The 13,973-nt window shown below is 63.6% G+C and carries 10 protein-coding genes, 1 pseudogene and 1 CRISPR repeat array; of the genes and pseudogenes, 2 read left to right on the top strand and 9 right to left on the bottom strand.

Annotated elements, in window-relative coordinates; genetic code table 11:
• Window positions 1-464: direct repeats of the CRISPR family, unit length 32 nt; unit sequence CAATGGTGTCCGGCCACGGGGGCCGGAATCAG.
• A 173-nt stretch (window positions 465-637) separates the two neighbouring features.
• The 6 genes from cas2 to LV457_RS10795 are packed head-to-tail and all read right to left on the bottom strand — an operon-like array spanning window position 638 to window position 9,348.
• A complete protein-coding gene (cas2, locus tag LV457_RS10770; protein WP_232170873.1) occupies window positions 638-922 on the bottom strand; it encodes a CRISPR-associated endonuclease Cas2 in 285 nt (94 codons plus the stop codon).
• Window positions 922-2,565, bottom strand: coding sequence for a CRISPR-associated endonuclease Cas1 (cas1, locus tag LV457_RS10775; RefSeq protein WP_232170875.1), 1,644 nt, complete (start codon window positions 2,563-2,565; stop codon window positions 922-924). The genes cas2 and cas1 overlap by 1 nt, the downstream gene beginning before the upstream one ends.
• Entirely contained in the window at window positions 2,566-3,948 is a 1,383-nt protein-coding gene (gene csb2 / locus LV457_RS10780; RefSeq protein ID WP_232170877.1) for a type I-U CRISPR-associated protein Csb2, read from the bottom strand. It abuts the gene before it with no gap.
• 2 nt (window positions 3,949-3,950) lie between these two features.
• Window positions 3,951-4,910 (bottom strand): type I-U CRISPR-associated RAMP protein Csb1/Cas7u, encoded by a 960-nt coding sequence (gene cas7u / locus LV457_RS10785; protein WP_232170880.1) that lies wholly within the window; start codon window positions 4,908-4,910, stop codon window positions 3,951-3,953.
• A complete protein-coding gene (gene csx17 / locus LV457_RS10790) occupies window positions 4,907-7,009 on the bottom strand; it encodes a type I-U CRISPR-associated protein Csx17 (RefSeq protein WP_232170882.1) in 2,103 nt (700 codons plus the stop codon). The genes cas7u and csx17 overlap by 4 nt, the downstream gene beginning before the upstream one ends.
• Entirely contained in the window at window positions 7,009-9,348 is a 2,340-nt protein-coding gene (locus tag LV457_RS10795; protein WP_232170884.1) for a CRISPR-associated endonuclease Cas3'', read from the bottom strand. Before LV457_RS10795 ends, csx17 begins: the two co-directional genes overlap by 1 nt.
• 273 nt (window positions 9,349-9,621) lie before the next feature.
• On the opposite strand from LV457_RS10795, the gene LV457_RS10800 reads away from it, so the two are divergent.
• Together LV457_RS10800 and LV457_RS10805 are read left to right on the top strand one after the other, a co-directional pair.
• Window positions 9,622-10,308, top strand: a complete 687-nt coding sequence (locus tag LV457_RS10800; RefSeq protein ID WP_232170886.1) for an HAD family phosphatase — start codon at window positions 9,622-9,624, stop codon at window positions 10,306-10,308.
• A 58-nt stretch (window positions 10,309-10,366) separates the two neighbouring features.
• Window positions 10,367-11,854, top strand: coding sequence for a sugar porter family MFS transporter (locus LV457_RS10805; RefSeq protein WP_232170888.1), 1,488 nt, complete (start codon window positions 10,367-10,369; stop codon window positions 11,852-11,854).
• Between the two features lie 9 nt (window positions 11,855-11,863).
• On the opposite strand, the gene LV457_RS10810 is transcribed toward LV457_RS10805, so the two are convergent.
• From LV457_RS10810 to LV457_RS10820, 3 genes and pseudogenes are all read right to left on the bottom strand, one after another.
• Entirely contained in the window at window positions 11,864-12,409 is a 546-nt protein-coding gene (locus LV457_RS10810; protein ID WP_232170890.1) for a glutaminyl-peptide cyclotransferase, read from the bottom strand.
• A gap of 777 nt (window positions 12,410-13,186) precedes the next feature.
• Window positions 13,187-13,639 (bottom strand): hypothetical protein, encoded by a 453-nt coding sequence (locus tag LV457_RS10815; RefSeq protein ID WP_232170892.1) that lies wholly within the window; start codon window positions 13,637-13,639, stop codon window positions 13,187-13,189.
• Between the two features lie 19 nt (window positions 13,640-13,658).
• A pseudogene (locus tag LV457_RS10820) lies at window positions 13,659-13,973 on the bottom strand (hypothetical protein); the annotation flags it as partial.

Here is a 13,973-nt window from a genome sequence, read left to right on the forward strand (position 1 = left end):
CAATGGTGTCCGGCCACGGGGGCCGGAATCAGAACCCGATCGGAGTGTTCCATGCGTGAGCTGCTCGCGCCTCAATGGTGTCCGGCCACGGGGGCCGGAATCAGCCGCCGACCGCACCCGCATCCGCACCCGAAAGCTTGCCTCAATGGTGTCCGGCCACGGGGGCCGGAATCAGGACCTGGGTCTTGCCGGGGATATCCTGGCCGGTTTCGCCTCAATGGTGTCCGGCCACGGGGGCCGGAATCAGGCTGCCCGGCCTGCTCGGCGGCGCCGGCGCCCTGCTGCCTCAATGGTGTCCGGCCACGGGGGCCGGAATCAGCCGCCGAAAGCTGTTGCGAGAGTGGTCAACTTGCTGCGCCTCAATGGTGTCCGGCCACGGGGGCCGGAATCAGGCACCTCCGCGATCCACAACGCATAGACGGCGTCCGGCCTCAATGGTGTCCGGCCACGGGGGCCGGAATCAGGGCTCGACAAAATGAGCCCTCCTGAGCTGGAAGGTTAGAGGCTGCCGCGAGCGATGACCAACAGTTGGTGATATTGCATGACTCGGCTGACACAAACGGGCCATGTCGTGGCTCCCTACCTGGGCGCGAGCGCTCACAGGGGATCACGCCATCACTTGACCGCTCGCATCGATTCATACGATGTGTGGTCCGTCCTGTGGCAATCGCCGACCGCGCCCAATCGTGCGGATCGGAGCGGGTGAGGTGGCCGGACCGAGGTCGACCCGGACAACGCTGTCGACGGTAGAATTCATCACTAAGGTGACGGCGGACTCCAACTCGGTCAGTTCACCCGCGCTCAGGTCGCAGAGGAACACCGAATATTGGAGGCGCTCACCGTGGTCCTCCATCAATGTGCAGACCCGTCGCAGACGTCGAGGGTCGCAGATGTCATACGCAATGAGGTAGCGACGCCGCATCAGCGCGTCGCAATCGGGATGTACTCGGGGAGTTCGCCTACGAGTACCGCCGCAAGTAGTCGCGCCTGGACATCAAGGACGCGGCGGTAGCTTATGCGGTAGCCGAAGACCGGATGTGTCACAGTAGTCTCAAGACGGCGCTCGTAGGCTCGCAAGACGTTCCTCCTCCCTTGAGCCGTCAACGCCACCGCGCCTACACGTCTGACGAAGTCTTTCGGCCCGATTTCCCCGCTGTTCAGGACGCCGACGACCACGGAGTCAGCGATCAGAGGTCGAAACTCCTCGGCAAGATCGAGGGCGAGGGCGGGGCGGCCGTACCTCGAGCGATGGAAGACGCCGAGGAATGGGTCGAGGCCCACCGCGAGAGTAACCGCGACCAGGTCTTTCGTGAGCATGGCGTAGCAAAATGAGAGCAGTGCATTGACGGCATCCAACGGTGGCCGGCGGTTGCGGCCCTGCGCCGAGAACTCTGTGGCCATGTCGGCGCACGCGTCCGACAGCATCTTGGTGAAGTCACCGAAATAGAGCCGGGCCGCGGTACCCTCGATGCCGAGGAGCGTCGCGAAATTGTCGCAGTCTCCCGCGTCGGTCTTAAGCTGTTTCAATGTTGTCAGCGTGCGCGAAACGTCGCCGCGGGCGTTGCGCCGCAACAGCGCACGGCAATTCGCAATCTTGCCCGCAATCATTCGTTGCGCCAAACCGTTTCCGCCTTGGGCGTGAGCCGCGGTTTGACGTCGACGGAGCTCGACGTACTTAGGAGCCTGTCCGTTGGCGAATCCTTGCAGCCATCCTCCTGTGCTCATCCACAACACCGGGATTTCGCGCGCGAAGCACTCGTGCAACGCCTGAGTGCTGACCTGGACACGGCCGAACACCACGAGTTGCTGAACATCGATCAGCCGGAACGAGGCCACCTTCTCTTTGGCCTTGGACACTTCGAGCCTGGCGCTTCGAACACCGACAAAGGAGCCCGGGTCAGTGACGTAGACCGGGCGTTCATCGGGGTCACGGGGGACGAGTCGCCGAGGCGGCTGACTTTGGCGCGACAGCAGCGCGTTCGTTTCGTCGGGAAGGCAGAGGCCCACGAGCGAGCAGCGGACGCACTTTGGACTGTCGACCAAGGGTAATGGAGCGGTGACTCGTTCCGCCGTCGCGCGCGCCTCAGCAACAATTCGGGCGACGTTGGCTAACCGGTCAGCCGTCAGCTGTACAGTGACCCGCTTTTTGATTGCAGCGTAATATATCTCGGCACAATCACAGCGGTAACCGTTGTCGCGGAGAACGACTCCTTGAATGCACACCTGAACCTCATCGCTGGGCCACGGAGTCCCATCTGATTGCGGCGCCCCTTTCTTGTAATCGACGGCGATGACGCTGCCCTCAAGGCCCTCGACGATGTCGAGTTTGGCGGTAACGCCAAGGCTGTCAGAACTCAGGGTGACCGAGCGCGCGGTGTGCAGTTCGCCTTCCGTGGGCAGGGGCGCGGGTCCCGCCTCGCGGTCGACCCGGCTGTGTACCTGCCGCCCCACCCGCGTGTCGTCGTTGTCGGCGAATCTGCCTTGCACCCACTCCAGATAGAAGAGCTTCGCGCAGTAGACGAACTCGTTGACCATTCGGGCAGGCAACAGCTCTTCGTCCGCCACTCATCGCTCCGGAACGAACAGGCCGAGGCCGAAGTGGCTCAGCCGGCCCAATACCAACGGGCCCGGCGTCGGCTCGGCAAAGTGAAGCCGCACGAATTGACTCGGCAGCTGTGCCTGACCTTGTCGTGCATCCCCGCGTTGACGTGCACTTGGGCGGTACCTGATGAACGTCGTCCACGGTCGATCGGTGAACTCGACCTGAACGGGCCCGTTGCGCCCGCGAACCCGCAGCTCGCGCTGGATCTCCGTCTCGACGAAATGGCGCCAATGGTCGCGGTTCTTCTTCGGGTATCGTGAGGGGGCGAAAGGTGTAGCGGAGCGCCACGTCTCAGCCGGTCCGAACAGCTCTGGAGCAATCGCTGCGGCGCTACCGATTCCGGATACGCGAACGTCGACACGACGCTTGTAATCGTAGAGCGCCCGCACTTCGCAAAGGGCAGCCAGCTCTTTGTCGGGAAGTGAACCCGGAACCCATACGACGAGTGCGGTGATGCGTCGTCTGGTGACTATCGGCAGGTAATGAGCATGTCTCCCGCCGCGCATCGGTTCGTTGTCGGATGTCCGTCCGCCCAGCATCGTGCCGTGTGCCGTTTCGCCGAGCTGCCTGATGGCCGCCTGACGTAAGAGATCCGTGTAGACGACTGCGTCCGTATCGGGCGGGGCAGCAGAGCCCAACAGGCTGAATCGCACGGCAGTGACCGGGCTGTGAGGGCGCGACCGCACCTCGTGCAACAGGGGTGCCGCGGTGGCATCCAAGCCGTAGGCCACAAGCCGGGAGCCGACAGGGAAACGCAGGCCGTCGCGGCGAACCTCCGCTGGGCTGACCAGGAGAGTATCGGTAATGAGTGGTAGCTCCGGCGCGAGAACCGACGTGACACGGTCATAGCCGTCGACACGCTCGGCCACATCGAGAGGCTTCCAGACTTCATGTCTCGAAGGCGTCCAGTCGTCCTCAACTGCCGCCAGGCAGATGCTATCGGCACGCCCGAAGTACGGGAGCGAGGCGGCTACACGCCGCAACGCATCTCGTTTGTCAGGCGCCAGACTCATCGGCCATTGGACCGCCAACTGGTCTTCGGCACCCCACACGGCAAAAGCGTCGAGTACGCGGTCCTTACCGCTCTCGGCATCGGGGTAGTAGTGCCTGGTGTGCGCAATGCGGTGCGCTGGGATGTGAAACGTCGGCGGTCGCGCGAGGTCCTCCAGCAGAGGGTGTACAACATCTCCTGGCAGGTCAGGACAGCGATATCGCCACACTGCGTAAAGTGCACGGAGGAGGCGCCACGGCGAAGGCGGCAGCTCAACCGCGCCCTCGTTCACATGCCGATCCCACGGCGTTGCGTGATAGCGCCCCAGCGGGAAGGTCATGACCAAAGTGGTCATTGTCAGCTCTTCTTGCCGGACCACTCGACATTGAGGGCAGCGCCATCCCCGAATGTGGCTGCCGAATCGCTGATCAGGCGCTGCAGCCGCTCGGTCGAGTCATCAGCCGTAGGTAGATCAGGCCCGCGCCGTGCCGTGACACCCGAGGTCACATCGAGGTCACAGGCGGTACGCAGCCGCAACCCGCCATCGAGTAGGTGGCGAATCTCCCACAGCGCCAACGTCTCCAACGCTTCGGTCGCCGCCTCCGGCAGCCCGTATGACCGCAACAGCTCGACATCGACGACGAACGACGCGACGATTCGCCTAGCCGTCCACTCGGTCCGGGAGAACGGAACCGAACCGTAACCCTCGGCAGTACCGCCTTCGCCGTCCTTCTCCAGGTGGTGCCGCACATGATCTGCCTTCCGGCCGCCACTGACCGCCGGCTCGACGTCGTGCGCCTCGATCACCGAGGTGACGGCCCTCATGAACTTCGGCTGGCCGGGCCAGTTCTTGTGCGAGAAGAACACGCCGTGGACGAGGCAGAATGGGTCCAGCTGTGCCACTGCCGCAGCCATAGCGGGATAGTTCAGCGGCGTATCGGCCGCGAGGCCGAGCCGCGTCTTGATCACCTCGAACATCGATTGCCCGTCGAAGGTCGACGTGTGAACGAAAGGTGAGGCCAGGCGGTGCGCTTCGAGCCTGCTCGATGTGAGGAATTCCCCGGTTCCCGCGCGCACCACCCGGACCCACGGCAGGCCGGTGACCGCGTCGACCGGTTGATTGGTCGCGGAATCCCATGCCGTCGCCTTAAGCCGTCTCGCCATCGACTGTGTGGATTCGACAAGAAGTGCATTGACCCTGTGGCCATTCTCGTACCGAGTGAAGGTGGCCGCGCCGATGTCGGGGAAACCCGTAGGCTGAAACGTACTTCCGGCCACCGGGGCCAGTTCAGCATCGTAGATGTAGCGGGTGGTCATGCGGATTCCTCCTCGATCGATGGGGCGGGTCGTGATCGAACGACCGCAACGCGACCGAGGGCCACTTGGCGGTCCGACGTTGGTGTTGTCATGAGTAGCGCTGCCGCCAGCCGGACACCGTCGTAGGCGACACTGGGAACCGATATGACATGTCGCAAGCCCGCGAGTCGCAATCGGCGGGAGGCGTCTTGGAGCACCTCAGTGGTGTGGCCGGCGAGCAGTTGGCCGGGCCATCGGTGCCCGGGACGGACGAAGAGACTGCTGAGCGCACCGTCGAGATCGGTGTAAGCAAGTGGACGCGCTGCCGCGAACAGCGACAGCAGATCGAGCGTTGGGTCCGGCCGAGACGGCGGGCCGGACAACGTGTGGTCCTCGGTGCGCCGCCAGTCGACGCAACACAACCCCAGGGTCAAGCCCGCCGCTCGCTCGTCGTCAATGGTTCCCCCGACGAAGTGCGCGATGTCACCGGACCGTAGTCGCATGCCTCGCTGGAACACGATGCGTGCTCCGCGCACAGCAAGAATCTGGTCGGTGACAGTTTCTTGTGTTGCCAGTGGGAATCCGCGGCGGCGCGCGATATCGGCTAAGCCGGCGACAAGTCCACCACCCAGGAGCGAATCGCGCAAAGCCGCAGAGAGTGTCGTATCCGGGTCGCGAGCACTCGCCAACGCCAACGCGATTCGCAGCTCTCGGTCGTATTCGGTGGCGTCGCGAAGCTGATCGAACAACTGGCCGGCCGAATCGATACGGAGCTCCGGAAGGCTGGCAGCGCGCACCTTGCCGGATCGGAATGCCGCGGACCGACACCGCCCGAGAGCGGCGAAGACCGCGGCAAGCGATGCGGGACTGCCAGTACGGGCGTGGTCGAAAACCGCCTGGTCGAGCGAACGTAGGCGAGCGGCAGTGTAGGCCGGCGGGTCGGAGCGGCGAAGCGCATCGCACCAGCGGTCCAGCGGGGCGAGCAAATCAACGCCGCCCCGCGCGCGCACCTCAATACGCCCTGCGGGTAGGGCAAGAGAGCTCTGGCCTAGGCGTTCGACGAAAACGTAGCGGTTGAAAGCGCTAATCCCTCGGTCGACCCCAAGAGTCGCCGCAGAACGCGCCATTTCAAGTCCAGACCTCGCCGGTTTAGAGTTCCAGTCGGCACGGCCTTCCCCTAGTAGATGCATCATATCGGGTATTCGAAGTGGCTCCGTCCACTCGGGGGCCCACATTTCTCCCTCAGGCCGCTCGCCCGCCGCCGCCGAGGAGAAACCGGCCCTCGAACCGGTCACCTGAAAGGGCAAAGCTGCACCCGCATAACTCGAACCATGGCGCCGCACCATTGCAGTTGCGAATAGCAAAGTGCCTTCGATTACGAACAGAGTCGTCCAGGGGTTGGAAATCGTGTTGGGTTGGTCAGGCGCCTTAGCGCCACCGGGGTCGAACTGACCCGGAGAGCTTTTCGATAGTTTAACGCGGTTTCGGCCATCAAGCGCGCATGCCAACCACGCCGGGCTATCGCTGTGTTGAAGCACTGTCTGTACCTGCTGGAGGTAGGTTGCGGACAATTCTTGGCGACCGAAGTTTCCGCCACTCCCAAGGATCGGTGCGTATGTTAAGTCGCCAGACTGCGCGAGGGCGATTGCTGCGTCCAACCATGCTACCGCCGCGTCGGGAAGCTCGTTACGACATAATTTTATGAATTCCGCCTTATCCTTCTTCTTACTCTTGTCCCAAGGGTTCAGCTCGAGGTGTCGCGTGTCAAGAACTACTCGATCGGCAGCGGCCACGGCGAGTTTCAACGCGTTCAGCCGAGGATCTGTGCAAGTGCGCACCCACTGTAAGATGCGTTCAGCCGTTTTCGGCTTATCGCGTGGTGCGAATCCCGATTCCAGATTCCAAGGCGACACTATCGATTCGGGCGCGAACTCGGTAGACACCGCCTCGACGAGGCTCTCCATCGTCGGGAACCGGCTGCCAAGCACATAGGTTCCTCGGTGCCAACGGCCCGCGGCACGCGGATCGAAGAGCCGATGGACAGCCCGGTGCACGCCGAGGGCCGACAGATAGCCCGACAGCGACGTCACCCGGCACCCCTCGAGCGCCACTTCGGCCATTACATGCCTCCGCTCGCGCTGGCCTGCCAATCCGCCGTCCGGACCACCGCTTCACAGAACGCCAGCCGAAATGGGCCTAGATCAGCACGATCCCTCAGTTCGATAGCACGGCTGGTCAACGAGCCCGCGCCATGCGTGGTGGGGGATAGCGAAAGGTGGACCGCCGGTACGGACCGACCCTCCAACTCAAAAGCCGTTGTGCGGCTTCCATCTTCGACGCCCAGCGTGGTGCCGGCACGCTCGCCGGGCTTCCCTCGAATCGTCACCCGGACCTTTCCATGATGAGCGGCAACCAAATACACGATGAGATCCGCCTCGGGCTCTCCGTCGAGCATCGATGCCGAGCTGTCGCGGAGCCATAGCGCCCCTGCCAGTTCATGACGGAAGTGCGGCGGGTCGTGGAGAAGTGGGCGGCGACTAGGAGACTTCGCCCACGGCCCGCCCGACGGGGGTGGTGGTGTGTCCGGGTTCGCCTTCAGCAACGAGGCCGCGAACGTGGGGTGCGCCTTACCGATGTCGTGGAGCAAGGCAGCCCGTACGATGGCCTCTCGTTGTCTCACGGACAGATCAAGGTCCGAGCCGAAGTCCCGAAGCACTACTCGCGCGGCAGCTGCCGTCGCACACAGGTGGTCCTCCATTGAGACCCACTGGGGGAAACCGCAGGAAAGGGGATCTCCGGTCATCGCATCCGGTGTCCGACGCGGCACAGTGAGTGGCTCGACAGCGCTCCGACTACGGCTGTCGTACCCACGGGCCGTCGAGTAGCCACCGCGGCTGGCGTCCAGGACGATCACGCTGCCGGGACGAACGTCCTCTCTACGGGCGGCACGCCACACGCCGTCGACCTGATCGAAGATGCGGGTCCGCCGGCTGTCTGCCGAGACGATGTTCCGGACATCCGAAATGGGCGCTTGACAAATTTCGACCCGGTCGACCGCAGGAACATCGGCCGCGCCAAAATCGCGCCAGGCGACTGACACCGTGCGGTCCTCCGCGTCGCGGATGAACGGGCTGACGTCGGTGTCGTTGCCCAAGAGGTCGGGTGTGGTGTCGAAAAGGTCTAGCAGATCACGCCGGCGGAGCACTGGGTGGATGAGTTGCTCGGTCGGGACGTCCTGTTCGGCGAGTTCCCGGCCGGTCATCTCGCGGCCCTCCAGGGCGTTGAGAGCCGTCGCTGCGGATTCCAAATCGGCTGAGGTGTACGGCAAATGTGCATTCGCGCCCGCAGGTACCGTCCACAGGATCCGTGCATCCGTAGCGGAACCATCCCGGTTACACCGACCGGCACGCTGGACGATCGACGGCCATGGCGCCACCTCGGTGATCAGCGTTTCGGACGTGACGTCGACACCGGCCTCCAGAACCTGCGTTGAGATGACGATGGTGCCGCGCTGCGACGGCGCAGCCAACGCGGCGGAGGTACGGGCGGCCCGGTCACCGGGACGGAACCGCGAATGCAGCAAGACGATGTCGACGTCGGGTGTGAGCGACTCCAGTTGCGCATGTACGTTCATCGCGCGCTCGACGGTATTCAACACGACTAGCGTTCGCGTTCCAGCGCAATGCTCGCGCTGTACGGCCGATGCCATCAGCGCCGCGTACTTTTTCGGGTTGCCGTCGATTTCGAGGCGCTCGATCCTGCGCGTCGCCGCCATTCGCCGGCCGAGTACGCCGCCCTCGTCGGTCACGTCCATCACGGACAGCGGACGACGCAGGTCTACGGTGGACAACTCGCCGAGATCGATTGTCGCTGACATCCACATCGACCGGCAGGGGACTGCCGTGCCGAACGCCTCCCTGAGTCCCTGCAACTGCAGCGATGTCGGCAGGCCAGGCCCCATGAGCTGAACCTCGTCGAAGATGAATTGAACCCCGGTATGGAGTAATCCGAAGCTCATTGGCCACGCCGCGCGGGTCTCGGCGAAGCCGCGCATCAATAGCCGCGACAAGACCATGTCCTGGGTACCGACGAAGACCCGTTCGGCGCCGGGGTTCGTCTTCCAATCCGTGTCGTCGCGATCTTCTCCGCCCATAAGCACATGGACCGGAATTTCCATCTTGAGATTGTCGATCCAGCGGCGGACCGCATCGACGGTCTGTTCGACAAGCGTGCGTTGCGGTAGGACCACCGTGAGCCAATGAGGTGTTACCGCCCGCACAGCCGGGTCGGGATGCGCAGTCCGCCGGTACAGCCACGGCAACACCGCCGCCATCGTCTTCCCGGCTCCGGTCGGTGCGCGCAAGACCTCGGGCAGACCGCGCTGCGCCATTGTGACCTGGTAGCGATACGGGACGACTTCGCCACCCGTGGCTGCCGCGACGAATTCGTCGAACGCCATCTCACCCCCGTTGAGTCTGTGCTCGGAGATTACAAAGACGGTCTGACATCCGCTCGGTTTCGGAACCGATTGCGATAGTTGCCAATCCGCGGCTTCGCATCGTCGGAGTGCTTCGAGAAGAATTCAAAAGCGCTTATGGGGGGTGGGCTCAAGCCCGTGACGATCCGGCATCCTCGACCGTAGTGCTCCTTGACAGCCTCGGCGGCACACCAGGAAGCCGATGGGTGACGAGGCGGTCGGCCACGACGTCCGAGGCGGTGAAAGAATCGATCCATGCGCGCGGTCCTGTTCGACATGGACGGCACCCTCGTCGACTCCGAGAAGCTGTGGGACGTCGCGATCGAGGAGCTCTACCGTCGATTCGGCGGCACGCTGAGTCCCCAGTTGCGTGCCGCGACGGTCGGTGGCTCGTCGGAGACCGTGATGCGACTGGTGTACGCCGACCTCGGACTCGACCCGAACCCCGGGCACATGGCGGTGACGGCCGACTGGCTGCACGACTACATGGGTGAACTGTTCACCGAGCGCGGGCTGCCGTGGTGCGACGGCGCACAGGAGCTGCTGGATGCGCTGGCCGCCGAGGGCGTCCCGCTCGCGTTGGTGACCAACACCCGGCGGACGCTCACCGAGCACGCGCTCGACAGCATCGGGCGCCACTACTTCGCGGTGACCGTGTGCGGCGACGAAGTGCCCGTCGGCAAGCCCGCGCCCGACCCGTACCGCCGGGCCGCCGAGCTTCTCGGGTTGTCGCCCGAACAGTGCCTGGCCATCGAGGACTCCGCCACCGGCACCGAGTCGGCGGACGCCGCAGGATGCCCGGTGTTGGTGGTGCAGAACGACGTGCAGGTGCCGGGCGGCCCGCGGCGACAGCACATCTCGGCGCTTTCGGCGGTTGATCCCGCCGCGCTGCGGGCACACTACGCGCAGCTGAGCACCCGGATTGGTGAAAGCACCGGCTGAGCTCGGCCGTTGTGCCACGATGTGGCTCACGTCACGCAACGTCGCGGGGAGGTCGGAAATGGCCGGTCAGGGTGGTGCTCCGGTAGGCGACGACCTGCCGGTCGCAGACGAAGATTTCTCGTCCGGCAAGACAGCGGTCCGCATCGCCTCGGTGGCGGCGCTCGGCGGCCTGCTGTTCGGCTACGACAGCGCGGTCATCAACGGTGCCGTCGACTCCATCCAGCAGGACTTCGAGATCGGCAACACCGAACTTGGGTTCGCCGTCGCATCTGCGCTGCTCGGCGCCGCGGTCGGTGCGATGACAGCGGGCCGGATCGCGGACAGGATCGGTCGCATCGCGGTCATGAAGATCGCCGCGGTGCTCTTCCTGATCAGCGCGTTCGGCTCCGGTCTCGCCCCGGACGTGGTGTGGGTGGTGGCCTTCCGCGTGGTGGGCGGCATCGGGGTGGGTGTCGCGTCGGTGATCGCGCCGGCCTACATCGCCGAGACGTCGCCGCCCGGGATTCGCGGCCGACTCGGCTCGCTACAGCAGCTCGCGATCGTGTCGGGCATCTTCTTGTCGTTCGTCGTCAACTGGCTGCTGCAGCATGCGGCTGGCGGGCCAAACGAGCCGCTGTGGCTCGGGCTCGACGCCTGGCGGTGGATGTTCATCGCCATGTCGGTACCGGCGGTGCTCTACGGGTCCTTGGCGTTCACCATCCCGGAGTCGCCGCGTTATCTCGTTGCGAGCCACAAGATCCCAGAAGCGCGTCGCGTGTTGAGCACGCTGCTCGGGCAGAAGAACCTTGAGATCACCATCACCCGGATCCGCGACACATTGGAGCGCGAGGACAAGCCGTCGTGGCGAGATCTGCGCAAGCCGACCGGCGGCATCTACAGCATCGTGTGGGTCGGCCTCGGCTTGTCGATCTTCCAGCAGTTCGTGGGCATCAACGTGATCTTCTACTACTCGAACGTGCTGTGGCAGGCCGTCGGTTTCAGCGCCGACGAGTCGGCCGTCTACACGGTCATCACGTCGGTGATCAACGTGTTGACAACGCTGATCGCGATTGCGCTGATCGACAAGATCGGCCGAAAGCCGTTGCTGCTCATCGGGTCCACCGGTATGGCGGTGACCCTGCTGACGATGGCCGTCGTCTTCGCGAACGCGACGTTGACGCCCAATGCGGACGGGGACCTGGTGCCGAGCCTGCCCGGGGCGTCCGGGGTGATCGCGTTGATCGCCGCCAACCTCTTCGTCGTCGCATTCGGCATGTCGTGGGGACCGGTCGTATGGGTGCTGCTCGGCGAGATGTTCCCCAACCGCATCCGTGCCGCGGCGCTCGGACTCGCCGCGGCCGGCCAGTGGGCGGCCAACTGGGCGATCACCGTCACCTTCCCGGGCCTGCGCGATCACCTGGGGCTCGCGTATGGGTTCTACGGGTTGTGCGCGATCCTCTCGGGGCTCTTCGTGTGGCGATTTGTCCTGGAGACGAAAGGCGTGTCCCTGGAGGACATGCACGGCGACATCCTCAAGAATGACGAGCTGCCGAAGGCGACCACGTAGCGCTGCGCGTCACTCGTCGGGCCACTGGAGCGGTTCGAACGGGGGCATTACGATCCGGTGCTTCCGCCACCGGTCGGGGAAGTCGGGCCCGACGAAGTCGTCCTCGTAGGGTGAGCACCCGATGGTGCGCCCAATTTCGATAGCCGGTTCAATCAGGGTCGCCAGTGGGAAATCCCGATTGACGACGGCGAAGTCAACACGACAATGGTCGACGAGCACCTTCACTTCGGCGAAACACCCGAATACGAACACGTGCACGTCAGGATCCTCCATAGGTACTTCCGACGCGGCGGACGGGTCGTAGCGGTGGTTTCGGTAGGCGAATTCGTTGACCTGGTCCCGCAAGCTGCGAAGCTCGTCCGCTGCATCGTCGACAGCGTTGATGTGCACGCTGACGCGCGTCATCCCGGTTTCATACTCACCCCACGAACAGGCAAGCCCGTTCGGCAGCGGTACCGGATTAGATGCCGAGGTGTTGGGCAGCAAGCCAGATAAGTCGACCACTGACTCGACGATTCGGGTGATCCGTGCGACGCGGTCGCTGTAGCGGGACATCAGAACGACCCGTCCCTGCCACCGCTGCTCCGAGAGGTGACGCTCACCGGAATGCGGCCACAGCGCTATGACGTCGAGCGGATTGCAGTCCTTCACATATGGGCCGCACCCGACCTCCCGCCCGATGCGAACCGACTAACGGAGCGACATCGCTCAACGGCACGGAACTATCCCGCGGATGCGCACTGACAAGACATCGTCCGACGAGCACTTCAACGCCATGACGTACGACTTGAGGAATACATGCTCGTCGGGCCGGCCGGTAGGCACCTCCGATGCCGACCGCGTATAACAGCGGTCCTCTCCGCGCTCTGTGAGATTTGCTACCTCATTACGCAGGAACCGCCATTCGTCCGCAGAAAGCACTTCTGATATGAACATCGACCCTGGGTTTGCCGGTGACCCGATCGAACCAGCGCCACGCGAGACCATGCGGCTCCCCATAAGGATTCGGATCGCTCACCGCCGCAACATAGCGGCTTACGCTGAAACTGATCTCTAGGAGCTGCGCGTTTAGGGATTGCCGTGCCGAGTGTCTCGAGCGTTCGGATAACATATTTCTCGCACTTCCGTAAGATTTCTGTCCCGAGTTACGCCCGGCGCGGGAGGCAGCTAGAAGTATCGGCATCAGGAATCTTCCGGCGGGGGCAGGAAGATGGGGCGGTAGACGAATTGCCCGTCTCCGGTTGTCACCAGCTCCGTCTTCATTCGATCTATTTGCAGAAAACGGCACGGAATCGTCAATATACGAAGAACGCCCAACCTTGCGGGCAATTTCTAGGGCCGTTTCAGTAGTGAGTCGACGGGCGGATCGAACGGTTTGACGATCATTGTCAAGAAGCACCGTCCGACGATTGTCTGCACCTTACTGAGGTATCTCACGACGAACACATGCTCGTTATCTCGGTCGGTATTGATTTCGAGCGCTTCAGCATCGGAGTGCACCCCCCTACCGGTCGACGACGCTTCTTCCCTCATCATTTCTCTGATCCGTTCGGCTGCCTTGCCGGAATCGGTCGTTTGATGAATGTGGACGTAGATTGTGCGATCGCTGTACTCCTTTCCAGCTTCGTTCCAACTGCAGACGAGCGAATTGGTGAACGTTTCGTCAGTCGCGTCGAATGTAGAGGCCGTGTTGCTGGGCAGCATGGAAGACATGTCCACCAAAAGTTCGAGGAGATCGCTGATCGCTCGGCGGCGTCTAGAATAGGTGCTTTCTGCGTTGTTCATGAGGACACGTCGGACTTCGTTACTCGTCGGGCCATTCGAGCGGTTCGAACGGGGGCATCACGATCCGGTGCTTGCGCCATCGCTCAGGATATTCCGGCCGGACGAAGTCGTCCTCGTAGGGTGAGCACCCGATGGTGCGCCCAATTTCGATAGCCGGTTCAATCAGGGTCGCCAGTGGGAATTCTCGATCGACGACGGCGAAGTCGACACGGCAATGGTCGACGAGCACCTTCACTTCGGCGAAACACCCGAATACGGGCTCTTCGTAATCGAGGGTGCAGCTGTGCCCAGCGGGTGTCGGGGTGATGGTGTCGTGTCGGTGAGCTGAGGCGGG

This window comes from Mycobacterium sp. MYCO198283, from assembly GCF_021213805.1.
Classification (GTDB): Bacteria; Actinomycetota; Actinomycetes; order Mycobacteriales; family Mycobacteriaceae; genus Mycobacterium.